This window comes from Daejeonella sp. H1SJ63, assembly GCF_029360775.1.
GTDB lineage: Bacteria > Bacteroidota > Bacteroidia > Sphingobacteriales > Sphingobacteriaceae > Daejeonella.
The window spans coordinates 280,387-297,530 of record NZ_JARKMZ010000007.1 but is presented as its reverse complement, the minus strand read 5'-3'; the positions used below and the strand labels follow the sequence as shown (position 1 = coordinate 297,530).

The window sequence follows — 17,144 nt, the reverse complement described above, 5'->3', positions numbered from 1 at the left end:
ATGTCATGCTTATAGATAATTTAAGTTTTCCTTCACACACCATTTCGAAGCCTAATTATATTAGGATTTTATTTTTGGTTGTGCTCTTCATGGCATTTCTTTATAAATTCTCTTTTGCACTCGGAGGAGAGGGTATTAGCGCCAATTATACCTTTTTGTTATTTCCATTAGGATATATATTACTTTATGGTAAGGTGAGAATACCAAATGACTACTTTTGGGGAATAATGCTAATATATCTTCTAGTTTTAATTATTTCAACGTTATATCAATTTTGGTATTTGGATCAATTACCAAGACGAATTATTAGTTTTGTGATTTTTATGACGATGTTCTCTTTTTTGTTCATAAAGATTGACCAGGAAATGGAGCTCAGTTTTAAGCTTGCAGTAATCGTGATTTCAGTTTTATTGTCTCTGAACACTTTAAAATTCTATATGGATGTTGGAGGGGCTGCTCTTGGATTTGCAGCAAAGGATGCAGTTGGAGGACAGAGATTTGGATTCGTTTATGTATTTGCCTTATGGATTACCTTATTTCAAAATTGGAAGGGGGTTTGGAACCTTTTGAAATATGTTTGTATTTTTATTATTTTACTTGGAATTTTGCTAACTTTTTCAAGAAGCGGAATTGTAGCTACGCTAGTAAGCATGATGCTATTTGGAATTGTCACCTTTTATAAGTTGGTAAAACGAGGTGTGGTCAGCGGCATTATTAGATGGATATTTGCAGCTTTGGGTTGTATTCTTGTTCTGGTAATACTAAGTTTTATTTTCCCCCAGATTTTTGAGTTTTTTGATGAACGGTTATTTTCATTCTTTGCAGAAGGCGGGGTTGAGAAGATGGATCTTGAAAATAGTGAAGGCTCTGAAGGTTATCGGATCTATATGTTAAAGATGATTTTGGAGTTTGTATCCAGGAATCCTCTTACTGGTGCCGGATACTTGGGGGTATGGATTATGTTTGAAGATCAGTCTGGTTCAGCTCATAATCAATATACCGATATCCTTTTCCGTACCGGAATTTTAGGCATGGCGACATATATATATATATTAGTTAAGCTATCTGTTTTTCTTTATAAAAAGGATTTAGGATTGTTTTGGGGTTTCGTTGGGATGCTTATTTATGGGATGTTTCATGAAACCTTTAAGGAAAGTCATGGAGGATTTATTTTCGCTTTTTTAATAGGTATGCTTGGTCAGAATAAAATATTAAATCCTATTTTCGATGAGAATACAAGCAAGATTAATCGTATTTGAAGTTTAGCCAAAATTGTTATTCATACTTTTAACTAATAATGTTAATATATCTATTTTTGGATTAAATATGACTGAAAGAACCTATAGAATATGCACAAATTGCATAATGGATACTTCCGATCCCAATATAACTTTTGATGAAAAGGGCTGGTGCGACTATTGCAGAAATTTTCATGAAGAGATTTTACCTAATTGGTATAAAGATGAGTCTGGAGAGCGGGAGTTAATGCTTGTAGCCGACAAAATCAAAAAAGAAGGTATAGGTAAGGATTTTGATTGTATCATTGGAATAAGCGGAGGATTAGACAGTTCTTATGCAACTTATATTGCTAAAGAAAAAATGGGTTTAAGGCCTCTTTTATTACACGTCGATGCTGGATGGAATACCCAGCAAGCTGTAAGTAATATTGAAAAATTAGTTGATGGACTTGGGATTGATTTATATACTGAAGTAATTAATTGGGAAGAAATGAAAGATTTGCAAGTTTCTTTCTTGAAATCTCAAATAGCCGATCAAGACCTGCCCCAGGATTATGCCTTCTTCTCTGCACTTTACAAGTTTGCCCGGAAAAATAAAATAAAGTATGTATTAACCGGGTCAAATTATTCAACTGAATGTTGCCGTGAACCTGAAGAATGGGGCGGATACACAGGTATAGATAAAACTTTGGTTGATGACATACATAGCAAATATGGAAGTCATCCTTTGAAGACTTTTCCGATTGTAGATGTTTTGGCTTACAAGATTTATTATAAGTATATTCTTGGAATGGAGGTTTTCAAGCCCCTAAATCTGATTCCATATGTCAAAGAGGAGGCTGAGGAATTTTTAGAAAAGCGGTTTGGTTGGCGAAAATTTCAGCATAAACACCATGAATCTCGATTTACCAGGTTCTATGAGGACTATTGGCTACCTAAAAAGTTTGGCTACCAGAAAAGAAGAGCCCACTTTTCAAGTTTAATTTTGACTGGGCAAATGAAAAGAGAGGATGCTATTGAACGCATTTCCAGACCAGAGTTGAGCGAACAGTTTTTGAGACAGGAGTTTGAGTACATTGCACACAAGTTAGATTTGACGGTAACGGAACTTCAGTCAATTTTTGAAGGCAGGAATAGGACTTACAGAGACTATAAGAACAAAAAATCCATAATCAATCTCGGTACTAAGGCTATGAGATTGTTGGGATTAGAAAAGAGATTTTTTAGATGATTGTAATTATTGATTATGGAGTTGGAAACATTCGGGCATTTACCAACATCTACAAGCAGCTCGACATACCAATAAAAATAGTTCAGAAAGTCGAGGAATTGCAGGGGGTATCAAAAATCATTCTTCCGGGAGTAGGCGCGTTTGATTATGCAATGGAGAGATTGGAAAAATCTGGAATGAGAAGAAGATTGGATGAGTTGGCTCTCATAGATAAAGTACCGATACTAGGAATTTGTGTTGGAATGCAGATGCTTGCACGCTCAAGTGAGGAGGGAGTTTTATCTGGATTAGGATGGTTGGACGGAGTAGTTAAGAAGTTTGATACTTCAACCATTAAACAGACTACGCAATTGCCTCACATGGGTTGGAATGATGTTTATTCAACTAAAGGTAGTTCACTCTTCGAGGGTCTTCAAGATGGGGCTCGGTTTTATTTTCTACATTCCTATTACTTTGAGTGCGATAACCCCGAAGACAGTATTGCTACCGCTCAATATGGGGTGGATTTCACATGTGCTGTGAATCATGAGAATATTTATGGAATTCAATGCCATCCCGAAAAAAGCCATAGTTATGGAATTCAGGTGTTAAGAAACTTTGCTGAGCTGAAATGTTAAATCCCAGAATAATTCCTTGTTTGTTGGTTCACGATAAAGGCTTAGTCAAAACAGTAAATTTTAAATCACCAAAATACATAGGTGATCCAATTAATGCTGTTCGGATTTTTAATGAAAAGCAAGTTGATGAATTAATGGTGGTAGACATTGATGCATCAGTGCAAAACAGGGATCCAGACTATGTGATGATCGAACGCCTTGCTGCAGAATGTAGAATGCCATTGTGTTATGGGGGGGGAATCCATTCAGTGTCCCAGGCACAAAAAATATTTAGTCTTGGCGTTGAAAAGGTTGCTTTGAGCTCTGCAGTAATTTCAAATTCAAATCTAGTGGCACAGATTGCCGAACAGGTGGGCATTCAGAGCGTTGTGGTGGTTCTTGATGTTAAGAAAAAATTCCTTGGGGGATATGAAGTTTACACCCACAATGGAAAGAAAGCTACTGGTAAAAATCCATTTCAGCTAATAAAGCAAATGGAAGAGTTGGGAGCTGGAGAGATAGTCATTAATTCGATTGATCAAGACGGGGCAATGAAAGGATATGATTTTGACCTGGTTGAAAAAGCTAGAAACACAACTAGTTTGCCTCTTACCACCCTCGGAGGTGCGGGGAGTTTACAAGATATTGGGAAATTGATTAACAAATATGGTATTATTGGAGCAGCAGCGGGTAGTTTGTTTGTTTTCAAAGGTATTTATAAGGCCGTATTAATAAATTATCCGGGCCGTGATGAGAAAGACTATTTAATACGTGAAAATTATACTCATTGAGCTTGAATAGATAGCCGTTGGATATGAAGATACTTTTTATAGCACCACTACCACCACCTATTACAGGCCACTCATTAGCCTCAAAAGTTTTTTATGATTCGATTGAGTCTTCTAATGAGGTAGCCGTTGTTAATCTGACCAAGGGGAATTTCAAAGAAGGAGCAGATGGAGTAAAAAGGTTTTTTGAAATTGGACGGGTTTTGTGGCAGGTTACGATTAAGAGGAAGAATGTCGATTTGGTTTATCTAACAATATCCGAATCCCTCGCCGGAAATCTCAAAGACATTGTTATATACTTAATTTGTTTCAGTAAACTACAGCGAACTTACATTCATTTACATGGTGGAAGCATTAAGAAATTGCTGTTTAATAGGTTTATGATTTTAGCGAAAGTAAATGCTTTCTTTATCAGGCGTTTAGCTGGAGTTATTGTTTTAGGAGAATCACATATTGAAATTTTTGACAAATTTATCCCGAAAGAAAAAATACATATTGTAAGTAATTCTGTAGAGGACTCTTTCTTCATTGATGATTTATATTTGAAGAGTAAATTCGATAACCTTTCGACGATTAATATTTTGTTTTTGAGTAATCTGATTAATGGCAAAGGTTATAATGAACTCTTAGATGCTTTTGTGGCATTGAACAATGACGAACGAATGCAATTTTCTCTGCATTTTGCTGGCACCTTTGAATCTGAAGATCATAAAAATATCTTTTTGGAAAAGATTGGAGGATTTGGGAATATTCATTATCATGGGGTCGTCCATGGAATACAAAAAAGGGATTTGCTGAAATCGGCACATCTTTTCTGTCTTCCGACATCCTATTTTGAGGGACAACCTATATCAATTTTAGAGGCATATGCTTCAGGTTGTGTGGTGCTTTGTACTGTAATTGGAGGTATTCAGGATATTTTTACCGATGGGCAAAATGGCTTTAAAATAAAGACAAAAGAACCTCATGAAATTCAGAAGGCCATTAGAAATTCTATCCGAGTGAAACAGAAATTACAAGAGATAGCTTTCCATAACAGGTCTTTTGCCGAGGAGCGATTTCGGTCGACTTCTTATGTAAATGGGATGAATAATGCCATGAGATTAGGACAATAATTTAAATATATAAAGTGTCATAGATACAACACAATTTACTATGGATAACGGGAACGTTTTATTAATTACAGGAGGTACAGGTTCATTTGGTAACGCAGTTTTGCAGCGTTTCATCAATTCTGATGATTTTAAGGAGATTAGAATATTTAGTCGCGATGAGAAGAAGCAAGATGATCAACGAAAAAGATTAAATAATTCAAAGTTGAAATTTTACATAGGAGATGTTAGGGATTTTTCAAGTGTCGAACCCGCTGTAAAAGGTGTTGACTATATTTTCCATGCTGCAGCCTTGAAACAAGTACCATCCTGTGAATTTTTCCCGCTTGAAGCGGTTAAGACAAATATTTTGGGGACAGATAACGTGCTGACTGCTGCTGAAAGAAATGGAATTAAAAAGGTTGTTGTGCTTAGTACTGATAAGGCAGCATATCCCATCAATGCTATGGGAATGTCAAAAGCAATGATGGAAAAAGTAATGGTAGCTAAGTCTAGGAATCTGGATGATTCTAAAACTATATTTTGTGGCACTCGTTATGGTAATGTTATGGCATCTAGGGGGTCAGTTATTCCGCTTTTTATAGATCAAATTAAAAAACAGCAGCCACTGACCATTACAGATGGGAATATGACCAGATTTATGATGACTTTAGAAGATGCAGTTGATTTGGTTTTGTATGCCTTCGAACACGCTAAACAAGGAGATCTTTTCGTTCAGAAGTCACCTGCAGCAACAATTAGTGATCTTGCTCAGGCTTTGGTCGAATTGTACAATGCGAAGAGTGAGATCCAAATAATTGGAACCAGACATGGCGAAAAGCTGTATGAGACCTTAGTGAACAGAGAGGACATGGTTAAAGCCGAGGATCTTGGAGGATATTATCGCATTCCCGCTGATACTAGGGATTTGAATTATGCGCAATTTTTTTCTGAAGGTGAGCCAGATGTTTCAAATTTTGATGAGTACCATTCTCATAATACAACTAGACTGAATGTAGAGGGGGTCAAGCAATTATTGTTCAAACTTCCTATAATAAAGAAGGACATACTCAAGGAAGTTGATGCTGTGCAATATCCTGACTGAGAAGTAATAGGGTTCTAAATCCCAGTCCAATAGAATTATTATATGCGTAAAATAGGAATAACAGGTCAAAGTGGTTTTATTGGAAGTCATATTTTTAATACTCTTGGGCTCTATCCAAGTGAATTTGAAAGAGTTGATTTCAGAAGAAGTTTTTTTGACGATGAAGATTTGCTTGATGAGTTTGTGGCGAATTGCAATGTAATTATACATTTAGCGGGATTGAATCGGCATAATGATTCAGAAGTAATCTTTAACACTAATTTAAAATTAACACAAAAACTTGTAGCATCGCTCGAAAGAACCAGGAGCCAAGCTCACGTAATTTTTTCGTCGACCTCACAAGAGGAAAACGATAATTTATATGGAAGATCGAAAAAAGAGTCTAGATTATTATTAAGTAATTGGGCAGAAAGTGCTGGAGTTCGATTTAGCGGCTTAGTTATTCCGAATGTGTACGGTCCCTTTGGAGAACCTTATTATAATTCTGTCATTGCTACATTTTGCTATCAACTAACACATGATGAGTCATCAAAGATAGAAATAGACCGCGAGTTAAAGCTCATTTATGTTTCTGAGCTTGTCGACCAAATTCTTGGTTTTATCAGAGAAAATGATAATAGCCATATTCGTGTTCTAGAATATTCAACCCAAATTAAAGTTTCTGAAGTATTTGAATTGTTACGGAACTTTAGAATTGAATATTTTGAAAATGGTATTATTCCTAGATTCAATTCTAAATTTGAGTTAAATTTATTTAATACTTTCCGAAGTTATATAGATATAAGTAATTATTACCCTATTAAATTTACTCTTCATACAGATGATAGGGGCTCCTTCTCAGAAATTATACGTGTTGGGGAAGGTCAGGGTGGGCAGACTTCATTTTCTACAACAGTTCCTGGAGTTACTCGGGGAAATCACTTTCATACACGAAAAATTGAGAGATTTGCAGTGATCAAAGGAGAGGCACTCATTCAGCTAAGGAAAATAGGTACAACAGAAACAATAGATCTTTATCTTTCTGGAGATAGCCCGGCTTATGTTGATATGCCGATCTGGTATGCTCACAATATAAAAAATATAGGCTCAGAGGAATTATATACTATTTTTTGGATTAATGAATTTTTTGATATTAATGATCCAGATACATTTTTTGAAGCTGTATAAATTTTGATATCCGATTTATTATATGAAATTAAGACTTAAAGTGATGACCGTTGTCGGTACCCGGCCTGAAATTATCAGGTTATCCAGGGTAGTGGCTAAGCTTGATGAGTCTGATGCCATAGAGCATATTATTGTACACACCGGACAGAATTACGATTATGAATTAAATCAGATATTCTTTGATGATTTGGGTATTCGTAAGCCTGATTTTTTTCTGAATGCAGCAGGGGCTACTGCCACTGAAACCATAGGTCAAATCCTGATTAAGATTGACCCCTTACTGGAAAGTGAAAAGCCTGATGCTTTCATGGTATTGGGTGATACTAACAGTTGTCTTTGTGCAATACCTGCAAAAAAACGTCATATACCGATTTTTCATATGGAGGCGGGAAACCGCTGCTTTGATCAGAGAGTGCCTGAGGAAACGAATCGTAAGATTGTGGATCATATCTCAGACGTGAATCTTACCTATAGTGATATTGCCAGAGAATACTTACTCAGAGAGGGTCTGCCTGCCGACAGGATTATAAAGACAGGCTCCCCTATGTTTGAGGTATTAAACCATTATCTCCCGAGTATCAAAGCTTCTGATATTGTTCAGCGTCTGAATCTGAAAATGCAAGAATACTTTGTGGTTTCTTCACATAGGGAGGAAAATATCAGCAATCCAAAGAATTTTGAAGGTCTGATGCTGAGTTTAAATCTGATTGCCGAGAAATATAAGATGCCGATCATTGTGAGTACTCATCCCAGAACTCAAAAGATGATTGATAAAATGAATGTCAAAATGCATTCCGGGGTACAATTCCTGAAGCCTATGGGGTTTAATGACTATAATGCCTTGCAGTTGAATTCATATGCAGTTTTATCAGATAGCGGGACTATTTCTGAGGAATCATCTATCCTTAATTTCCCTGCATTGAATATCAGAGAGGCACATGAGCGTCCTGAAGCAATGGAAGAAGCTGCAGTGATGATGGTAGGTTTAAATCCGGAAAGAATCTTGCAGGGTTTAAAACAAATCCAAGCTCAAAAGCGAGGTGAAGAAAGGAACTTTCGTTTAGTATCAGATTATTCTATGCCGAATGTTTCTGACAAAATGGTAAAGATTATTATTAGCTATGTTGATTATATCAAACGGGTAGTTTGGTCAGAATAAATCAGTGGTAATCAGGAAAGTTTTAATACATAGTATCGTATTTAGTCCGGATGGAGTATCAACTGCCTATCTTTACAATGATATCGCGCTAAGATTCAGGGAAGAGGGCTATGAAGTGCTTGTTTTGACTACTACTCCTCACTATAATGTGCTTCCTTCTGAACTCGTAAAACAACCACTTAAGAAAAAGGTTTTAGGGCTTTTCTATGAAAGTGATTTTAATGGTATTCGGGTATTGCATGTTCCTCAGAAGAAGTTCAGGAGCTCAATTCTAAGAATTATTGGATTTATCTACTGGCATGTTTTGTCATTTTTTCTGGGTCTGCTACAGAAAGATATAAACCTGATCCTTTCACCTTCCCCACCATTAACCATTGGTATCATTAATTTATTGATAGGAAAGATCAAAGGGGCAAAAGTTGTTTATAATGTACAGGAAATTTATCCTGACTTTTTGATTAATCAGGGTAAATTGAAATTAAAACCTGTAATCAGTTTCCTGAAGTGGCTGGAAAGAAAAGTTTATAATCATTCTGATGCAGTGACAACAATTGATGATATATTTTATCGTACCATTAAAGATCGCTTTAATGATAAGAGTAAATTAAGTATAATCCCCAATTTTGTAGATACTGAACTTTACAAGCCCTTGGCTCATTTTGACCATAACCTGGATTCGCATTGTTTTCAAGAAAAAAACTCTTGCCTAAAGATTATGTATGCGGGGAATATTGGGCATGCCCAAGCCTGGGAGCCCTTGCTGAGAGTAGCTAAAAATCTTTCAGACAAAGATGTTGAATTCTGGGTAATTGGCGAAGGTGTCATGAAGCCTTATCTTGAAGAACAGATCAGGTTGTTGGATCTGAAAAATATTCATTTGGTGCCCTATCAGAAAAGAGAATTAATGCCTTCACTAATTGCTTTTGCCGATCTTCATTTTATATTCATGTCACCTGAAATGGAAGGCCAGGGATTCCCCTCAAAAGTATATACCATTATGGCTTGCAGTAAGCCATTGCTAATCTTGTCAGGCGAAAACACACCTATCTGTAATTTTCTGAAGCCTACAGATTGTGCCTATCTTATCCATGACCGACAAATTGAAGATCAATGCAGGGAAATTGAACGGATTATTCATAATCTTTTGCTTGACAAATCTGAGCTTCAAATTCTTGGAAAAAATGGATTTGATCATATTGAAAACACTTACTCAAGACATATTGTGACGAAGCAATATGTAGATCTCGGAAATAAAATGCTAAATTCCAAATGACGGTAGTAATTACGGGTTCTACTGGATTTGTTGGTAAAAATCTAATCCATTATTTACAAGGTTCAACAATAAATTATGTTCCTTTAACAAGGGATGAACTTGGAAGCGGTGCCTTTTCTAAAATAGACCAAAGTGATTCAATTATACATCTAGCAGGTAAGGCTCATGCATTGGAAAAGGTTTCAGATCCAACACCTTATTATGAGATTAATTTTGAATTCACCAGAAGGTTGTTTGATGCTTTTCTAGTATCCGATGTCAAAAAATTTATTTATGTGAGTTCAGTAAAAGCTGTAGCAGATCAGGTAGATGGAGTGCTTTCTGAGAGTGATTTTCCCAATCCGAATACACATTACGGAAAATCCAAGCTGATGGCCGAAGAGTATATCCGTAATCAGCCATTACCCGAAGATAAGTCTTATTATATCCTCCGTCCCTGTATGATCCACGGTCCGGGGAATAAAGGTAATCTGAATTTATTGTATAAACTGATTTCAAATGGAATTCCCTATCCGCTTGCGGCTTTTGAGAATAAGCGTTCATTCTTAAGCGTTGAGAATCTTTGTTTCGTAATCCGGGAATTGCTGGAACGTGATGATATTCCATCGGGCGTTTATCATGTAGCCGATGATGAGACAATTTCTACCAATGAGTTAATCCGATTAATTGCACTGGCCTCTGGTCGAAATCCCGGATTATGGAAGATCAATCCTCGATTTATTCGTTTACTGGCGGGTATGGGAGATAAACTAAAACTTCCATTGACCACTGAGCGTTTGAATAAATTAACCGAGAACTATGTTGTTGATACTTCAAAACTCAGACAGGCCTTAGGGAAGGAACTTCCGGTAAAAGCCAGGGATGGCATTATACAAACTATACGTTCCTTTCAAACTCAATCCAAATAATTTACCGGCCTTGTTTAATTCTATGAATTGAATAAGTTTGCAGAATGTTGTATCTCATCTATCTGCCGTTATTATACTTCTGCCTCTTACTCTATTTCAGGCTGGCGGTTCATTTTCAAATAACGGATAAACCCAATCACCGCAGCTCTCATAACCAAATCACCATACGTGGTGGGGGTATTGTATTTCCTCTTGCCCTCCTCCTTCATTTCCTGCTGAACGGCTTTGATTACCCTCTTTTTACTTCAGGTTTATTGCTGATCAGTCTGATCAGCTTTTATGATGATCTGAAGCCCCTGGCGAATAAACTCCGGCTTCTGGTTCATCTGATCTCAGTCTCCTTACTATTTATGCAGACAGATTTAATGACCTATCCTCTTTGGATTATTATTCCGGTTTATATTCTGGTTATCGGTACCATTAATGCCTGTAATTTCATGGATGGAATTAACGGGATAACCGGGGCCTACAGCCTGATAACGATACTCAGCTTATATTTTATCAATGAGTCGCATATTTCATTCATAAAAAGTGACTGGCTGATGGTATCGGCTTTGGCGCTTCTGGTATTCAGTTTTTTTAATTTCAGAAAAAAGGCTAAATGCTTTGCCGGAGATGTGGGAAGTGTAAGTATAGCTTTTATCATTATTTTCTTTCTCTTATTGCTGATTATCCAAAGCGGAGATCTGAAGTATATCGGTCTGCTTTTAATTTATGGACTGGATACAGTGAGTACCATTATTTTCAGATTAATCCGCAGGGAAAATATCTTTGAGGCCCATCGCAGCCATTTTTATCAATACCTGGCTAATGTGAAGGGCTGGCCGCATTTGCAGGTTTCGTCATTATATATGCTTGTACAAGGTCTTGTCAATTTACTGATTATTTACTCCGATTGGGATTCATTAGCTTTTCTGGTTTTTATCCTGCTTTCAGGACTTGCTTTTGTGGGGATGAGGTTTGTTGTGGAGGGGAGGGAGCGTTTGATGGGGAGGGGATTAGCAAATGAGAAAATTAGCAAATGAGCAAATGGAAGGGTGGTTCAATTTTCAATCTGAATACATGGCTGGATTAGGAGTTCATTTGTTGATAATCCGGATTTGTCAATGAGGCAATTTGTCGACCCGATAACTATCGGGTTGTCAACTGAAAAACTCCATTTTTAGCTAGTTCAAGCAGTATCCTTTCATTAACCTTTTTTTGCGGCATCGCCTGCCTGCCGGTAGGCAGGGACAGGGCGGTAAACACTACTGCTGTCTTTGCAAAGATATTTATAGCCCTGTACGCAGCCGTTTGTGGATAAACATTCCTAAACGCTGGCCCTCACTTCAGCACCCTTTATAATTTCCATGAATGGTAATCATTTTAAATTAATCAGGATTTCTGAGCGCAGGGATGAAAGAACGGCGGGCCGGGTGTTTTGCCCTTGGCGGTGGAAGCTTCGTTCTTTCTTGATTTTTTGGGTACTTTTTGATCAAGCAAAAAGTACCTTGCCTCCGCGGCAAAGAGCGGGATAACTTGGCTCTTGTTAGTATTTTCAACTTATAGCAGAATTTATAAAACCTGTCTTGCTTTAGGACGATACACAGTACGAATATCCCTCCTTTGTCGGGATGACAAAAGTGAATTAACAAATAGGAGTTTCTGATTTTCATATTATTTTTCGAATGAGCGGGTAGGATTGTTCTATTGAAAACTGTATTTCAGGCGAGGAGAAATCTGTTGATGAAAGGCTTGGCTTTTTCATGAGATTGCTTCGTCGAGCCTCCCTGCCTACCGGCAGGCAGGCTCGTAATGACAAGTAATAGTGGAGGATTGTGACTGCTATTTGTCATTACAAGCCTGCCTGTGACAGGCATAAATGACACGGTTGACATTTAATACTACTACTAAACATCCCCTCAAAAAAAATATTACATTCCAATGAATAAGTAATTATACTATATTTGTTAATAAACCAAGAAAACAGCCTTGTTTAACCATATCAACATCGTACCGCGCTGGATCATCTTTTGTCTGGATCTTTTTGTCTGCGGATTTTCCCTTTGTTTCGCGTATTTCCTGAAATATAATTTGAATATTGAAGAAATCAATTCTGCTGAATTGAGTCGTAATGTATTGATATTTACGGTTCTAAACAGTTTTGTTTTTTTAAGTATTAAGACTTATGCAGGTATTATCAGATATACCAGTGCGCAGGATTCATTCAGGATACTTTTCTCTGTTCTGATTAGTAATGGCCTGTTTTTTATAGTGAATCTAATCCTGCTCAGCTTTGGTAAGGAACCCTATATTTCCAATGTAATACTTATTATTAATGGCTTGACCGGTTTTTTATTGCTGATTACCTACAGAATTATGGTGAAATACTTCTTTATGTACATAAAGAATTTTCGCATGGATAAGCAAAGGGTAATTATCTATGGTGCAGGTGAGGCCGGTATTGCTGCAAAGCGAACTCTGGATCATGATAACAAAGTGAATATGTTGCTTACAGCCTTTATTGATGACGATGAGCGAAAGTCAGGCAAAGCAATAGACGGGATTAAGATTTATCATACCCGCGACTTTTTATCGCTTGTTAAGCAGGAAAAAATAGAGGATTTGATCATAGCATCCCAGAGTATTCCATCTGAACGAAAAAATAGAATTGTGGATATTTGTCTTGAGAATGACGTAAAGGTATTAACCCTGCCTCCGGTTCGTTCCTGGATCAATGGACAGCTTTCCAGCAAACAATTGCAGAATATTAAAATTGAGGATCTGCTGGAACGTGAACCCATCGAGATTAATAATGATATCATTGGCGATCAGTTAAAAGGCAGGCGTGTATTAGTTACCGGTGCTGCAGGCTCAATCGGATCTGAGATTGTAAGGCAGATATCCCAGTTTTTACCTCAGATGATTATTTTGAATGATCAGAGTGAAACCCCTTTACATGAACTTCAACTGGAGTTGCAGGAAAATAATCTGAATAATAATTTTCATTCTTTTATAGGTGATGTACGGGATCAATGCAGGATGGAACTTTTGTTTCAAACATTTAAGCCACATTATGTATACCATGCAGCTGCCTATAAACATGTTCCTCTTATGGAACATAATCCCGGAGAGGCAGTGCGTACGAATGTAATGGGAACTAAGGTAGTTTCAGATCTATCAGTGAAGTATGGAGTTGAGAAGTTTGTGATGATCTCAACTGATAAAGCCGTTAACCCAACCAATGTAATGGGGGCTTCCAAAAGGATTGCTGAGATCTATGTTCAGTCGCTCTTTAATTCATTTAAATATCAGGAACCTGCAATTTATACCAACGGACTCAGCCATCTGAACCAGGACCGTTCGGGGGTGAATACCAAATTTATTACCACCCGTTTTGGGAATGTACTCGGATCCAATGGTTCTGTCATTCCCCGTTTTAAGGCCCAGATTCAGAAAGGCGGCCCGATTACGGTGACCCATCCTGAAATTACCCGCTATTTTATGACTATACCCGAGGCCTGCCGTTTGGTATTGGAGGCCGGGTCGATGGGAGAAGGAGGTGAGATCTTTATCTTCGATATGGGTAAATCCGTTAAAATTGTGGAACTGGCCAAAAAGATGATCCGTTTATCGGGTTTGGTTCCTCATCAGGATATTGCCATCGAATTTTCAGGACTAAGACCCGGGGAAAAGCTCTATGAGGAATTATTAAATGACATGGAAAATACCATGCCGACTCATCATGAGAAGATTATGGTGGCTCAGGTTCGGGAGTATCATTTCCAGACCATCAATGAGCATATCCGAGAACTGATTAAATTGAGTTGTGAATATAAAGACCGCCAGGTGGTTGTTAAAATGAAGGAGATTGTACCTGAGTTTAAGAGCAATAATTCGATCTATGAGGAGTTAGATAATCGTATAGATACTCCGGTCAAAACGATTACTAATATTTAATTAAACCCTCATTCAGCTATTGTATTGGTACGCAGAGATACATACATTCTCCTGAGACCTGATCAAAGGTCTTTCCTTTTTGGATTAATTTTAATCTCTGTTTTTTTCTCTGCACCTGTTTTTGCCCAAAGTATTCCTGTTGGATTCCAGCCTTTCGAAGATTATTATCGGAGACAACAATTGAATGGAGAGCTGGATTCCACTCTTTCCTTTACCATTCGTCCGCTTTCTCCTGCTTTCATACAGAAAGGAAGGGGAAATGAATCCGATAGTCTCTTAAACCCGGGTAAAAATATTTTCCAGTCGGCTTCAGGCAAAAGCAGTATTCTTCTTCTTCCTTTTTCATGGCAGCATCGCTATAGCGGAAATCCATCATACAATCGTAATGATGGTCTGATGATTCCTGCAAAGGGATATCAGACCTATCTGACTGCCGGTTTTTTTGTCAATTCCGGTCCGCTGAGTATTCAGATCAAACCGGAGTATGTTTTTGCGGCTAATGCTAAGTTTAAAGAAAACTTTTCTCATTACGGTATGGCAGATCTTCCGGTTCGCTTCGGTAATGATCCTTATTCAAAACTAAGCTGGGGGCAAAGCAGTATTCGTCTGAATTTTGATCCGCTTTCAATCGGTATTTCGAATGAAAATCTCTGGTGGGGGCCGGGTATGCAGAATTCCATCCTGATGTCGAATACCGCAGCCGGATTTAAGCATTTGACTTTAAATACTACCCGTCCTGTACGCACCCCTATTGGCTCTGTTGAAGCACAGATTATTGCGGCAAGACTGGAAGGTTCAGGTTATACCCCAGGCCTGCCGGATGACTGGAGGTATTTATCAGGGATGGTATTCAGCTATCAGCCCCGCTGGGTTCCGGGTTTGTTTTTGGGTCTGACCAGAAGTTTCCAGACTTATCATGAGGATATGGATAGTGGTTTTGGGGATTATCTGCCGCTCTTTCAGGCTTTTCAGAAAGTAAATACCAATGAGGATGCTAAAAGAAGAGATCAGCTGACTTCTGTCTTTGCCCGCTGGCTTTTAGCTAATTCCCGTGCGGAGGTATATTTTGAGTACGGTCTGAATGATCATTCTTATAATACCCGTGATTTTCTGATGAGTCCGGAGCATTCGAGGGCTTATACCATAGGAATGAATAAATTGATTTCTTATAAAAGCAGAAAGGATGAATACGTTCAGATAGGGGTAGAATTAACTCATATGGAGCAGGCTATTGATCGTATTCTCAGGGATGCCGGTGAATGGTATATGCATAGTCAGGTATTGCATGGCTATACCAATCGCGGAGAAGTTCTGGGTGCCGGGATTGGCCCGGGCGGGAATCTTCAATCTTTGCATGTCAGCTGGGTTAAGGGTTTGAAAAGAATAGGTTTACAACTGGAACGTTATGAGCATAACGGAGATCTTGCCAATGTTTATGGCTATGGCCCATGGATTGATTTAAGTGCGGCTGCAGTGGGTAATTGGACTTATAAGAAGTTTATTTTGAATGCGAAGCTGCAGGCGATAGAGTCGGTGAATTATCAGTGGATGTCGGGGCCTTATGGTTCAGCGAATAGGAATGTTTTTCATGTGAATGGGGAGGTGGGGGTGGTTTATAGGTTTTGATTCAATTAAGAATTAAGAATTACGAATTACGAATTACGAATTACGAATTACGAATTACGAGGTTCCTATTCAGATCAGTGGTAAAGAGGTGAATGATGAATGATGGAATTTAGGGTTTAAAATGAATAATAATAATTGAAGCAGAATTCCTGTCCCCCTTTGGAGGGGGGCGCGAAGGGAAAAGTGCAAAGGAGGGGGAGGTCGAATGTAAATCCTCCCCCTGGCCCCTCCGGAGGGGACAAGCGTGACGCCCAGGGGTTGTGCTGAATTGTATTTTTTTGATAGTAAACCGATATCGGGAAATGAAGCACAATTTAATCGCAATACGCAATACTCATTACGCAATACTCAATACTATGAATAACCGGTTCCGCTATATCATTCTGAGTATTCTGATCATACTCGCTTTCGCATCCTGCAAGGGCCTGCAGAAGGATACGATTATCTATCATAATGATTTTGAGAATGGTAGTCTGGCGAAGATCATAAATGGTAAAATCGGGGAGTACAATGGATCGAAGGTAATCGGCAGGTATTCTGAAAATGGCTTTGATTTGCGATTGGATAGTTTACCGAAACATAATATGGTTCAGATTAGTTTTGACCTGTATATACACGATACCTGGGATGGTAATGCGGTAAAACCCGAAGGACCGGATATCTGGATTATGAATATTGATGGCTGGAGTGCAATCTATTCAACCTTTGCGAATGGTTTGTGTACGAATTGTTCACAGGCTTTTCCGGTATTGCAACCCTCTCATGTTAATGGTGGATTTGTATTCTTTAATAACAAGCCCAATAGTAATGCTATTAAAACCGATCTGCCGGGTGCCTGTAAACTAAAGGATTCTAAAGGAGGTACCTCTTTGTATCGGATACTGCGTACTATTGAACATACCGGAAGCACTCTGGATATAGGATGCTTTGCTCAGCTTGAGGACCCGGATATGGTCAATAAAAATTGCAATGAAAGCTGGTCGGTGGATAATATCAGTATAAAGGCAATTGAATTCAGATAAT

The 17,144-nt window shown here is 38.1% G+C and carries 14 protein-coding genes; all 14 read left to right on the top strand.

Going from position 1 to position 17,144, the window contains the following annotated elements:
• The first annotated feature begins 5 nt into the window (after positions 1-5).
• The 14 genes from P2W72_RS03715 (at position 6) to P2W72_RS03650 (ending at position 17,143) form a co-directional block, all read left to right on the top strand.
• Complete coding sequence (locus tag P2W72_RS03715) at positions 6-1,259, top strand: O-antigen ligase family protein (protein WP_276359548.1); 1,254 nt, start codon at positions 6-8, stop codon at positions 1,257-1,259.
• A gap of 67 nt (positions 1,260-1,326) precedes the next feature.
• Complete coding sequence (locus tag P2W72_RS03710) at positions 1,327-2,469, top strand: N-acetyl sugar amidotransferase (RefSeq protein ID WP_276359547.1); 1,143 nt, start codon at positions 1,327-1,329, stop codon at positions 2,467-2,469.
• Entirely contained in the window at positions 2,466-3,086 is a 621-nt protein-coding gene (gene hisH / locus P2W72_RS03705) for an imidazole glycerol phosphate synthase subunit HisH (RefSeq protein WP_276359546.1), read from the top strand. The genes P2W72_RS03710 and hisH overlap by 4 nt, the downstream gene beginning before the upstream one ends.
• Entirely contained in the window at positions 3,080-3,856 is a 777-nt protein-coding gene (locus P2W72_RS03700) for an AglZ/HisF2 family acetamidino modification protein (protein ID WP_276359545.1), read from the top strand. The genes hisH and P2W72_RS03700 overlap by 7 nt, the downstream gene beginning before the upstream one ends.
• A gap of 23 nt (positions 3,857-3,879) precedes the next feature.
• Entirely contained in the window at positions 3,880-4,968 is a 1,089-nt protein-coding gene (locus P2W72_RS03695; protein WP_276359544.1) for a glycosyltransferase family 4 protein, read from the top strand.
• A 40-nt stretch (positions 4,969-5,008) separates the two neighbouring features.
• Positions 5,009-6,049: a polysaccharide biosynthesis protein gene (locus P2W72_RS03690; RefSeq protein WP_276359543.1), complete on the top strand. Its 1,041-nt coding sequence runs from the start codon at positions 5,009-5,011 to the stop codon at positions 6,047-6,049.
• Positions 6,050-6,091: 42 nt separating this feature from the next.
• The gene (locus P2W72_RS03685) at positions 6,092-7,216 is read left to right on the top strand and encodes an NAD-dependent epimerase/dehydratase family protein (protein WP_276359542.1); all 1,125 of its coding nucleotides are present in this window, start codon (positions 6,092-6,094) and stop codon (positions 7,214-7,216) included.
• 22 nt (positions 7,217-7,238) lie between these two features.
• Positions 7,239-8,375 carry a UDP-N-acetylglucosamine 2-epimerase (non-hydrolyzing) gene (gene wecB / locus P2W72_RS03680; protein WP_276359541.1) on the top strand — a complete coding sequence of 379 codons (1,137 nt, stop codon included), beginning with the start codon at positions 7,239-7,241 and terminating at the stop codon, positions 8,373-8,375.
• Between the two features lie 4 nt (positions 8,376-8,379).
• The gene (locus P2W72_RS03675) at positions 8,380-9,648 is read left to right on the top strand and encodes a glycosyltransferase family 4 protein (protein WP_276359540.1); all 1,269 of its coding nucleotides are present in this window, start codon (positions 8,380-8,382) and stop codon (positions 9,646-9,648) included.
• Entirely contained in the window at positions 9,645-10,556 is a 912-nt protein-coding gene (locus P2W72_RS03670) for an NAD-dependent epimerase/dehydratase family protein (RefSeq protein ID WP_276359539.1), read from the top strand. The genes P2W72_RS03675 and P2W72_RS03670 overlap by 4 nt, the downstream gene beginning before the upstream one ends.
• 44 nt (positions 10,557-10,600) lie before the next feature.
• The gene (locus P2W72_RS03665; protein ID WP_276359538.1) at positions 10,601-11,581 is read left to right on the top strand and encodes a glycosyltransferase family 4 protein; all 981 of its coding nucleotides are present in this window, start codon (positions 10,601-10,603) and stop codon (positions 11,579-11,581) included.
• 946 nt (positions 11,582-12,527) lie between these two features.
• Positions 12,528-14,495, top strand: coding sequence for a nucleoside-diphosphate sugar epimerase/dehydratase (locus P2W72_RS03660; RefSeq protein ID WP_276359537.1), 1,968 nt, complete (start codon positions 12,528-12,530; stop codon positions 14,493-14,495).
• Between the two features lie 24 nt (positions 14,496-14,519).
• Positions 14,520-16,121: a capsule assembly Wzi family protein gene (locus P2W72_RS03655; protein ID WP_276359536.1), complete on the top strand. Its 1,602-nt coding sequence runs from the start codon at positions 14,520-14,522 to the stop codon at positions 16,119-16,121.
• Between the two features lie 302 nt (positions 16,122-16,423).
• A complete protein-coding gene (locus P2W72_RS03650; RefSeq protein WP_276359535.1) occupies positions 16,424-17,143 on the top strand; it encodes a hypothetical protein in 720 nt (239 codons plus the stop codon).
• The last annotated feature ends 1 nt before the right edge of the window (position 17,144 follow it).

Excerpts from the sequence above, each read along its gene's own strand:
- P2W72_RS03665 (WP_276359538.1), top strand. The coding sequence starts at position 10,601 with ATGTTGTATCTCATCTATCTGCCGTTATTATACTTCTGCCTCTTACTC.
- P2W72_RS03685 (WP_276359542.1), top strand. The coding sequence starts at position 6,092 with ATGCGTAAAATAGGAATAACAGGTCAAAGTGGTTTTATTGGAAGTCAT.
- P2W72_RS03715 (WP_276359548.1), top strand. The coding sequence starts at position 6 with ATGCTTATAGATAATTTAAGTTTTCCTTCACACACCATTTCGAAGCCT.
- P2W72_RS03670 (WP_276359539.1), top strand. The coding sequence starts at position 9,645 with ATGACGGTAGTAATTACGGGTTCTACTGGATTTGTTGGTAAAAATCTA.
- P2W72_RS03695 (WP_276359544.1), top strand. The coding sequence starts at position 3,880 with ATGAAGATACTTTTTATAGCACCACTACCACCACCTATTACAGGCCAC.
- P2W72_RS03650 (WP_276359535.1), top strand. The coding sequence starts at position 16,424 with ATGAAGCACAATTTAATCGCAATACGCAATACTCATTACGCAATACTC.
- P2W72_RS03710 (WP_276359547.1), top strand. The coding sequence starts at position 1,327 with ATGACTGAAAGAACCTATAGAATATGCACAAATTGCATAATGGATACT.
- wecB (WP_276359541.1), top strand. The coding sequence starts at position 7,239 with ATGAAATTAAGACTTAAAGTGATGACCGTTGTCGGTACCCGGCCTGAA.
- P2W72_RS03700 (WP_276359545.1), top strand. The coding sequence starts at position 3,080 with ATGTTAAATCCCAGAATAATTCCTTGTTTGTTGGTTCACGATAAAGGC.
- hisH (WP_276359546.1), top strand. The coding sequence starts at position 2,466 with ATGATTGTAATTATTGATTATGGAGTTGGAAACATTCGGGCATTTACC.
- P2W72_RS03690 (WP_276359543.1), top strand. The coding sequence starts at position 5,009 with ATGGATAACGGGAACGTTTTATTAATTACAGGAGGTACAGGTTCATTT.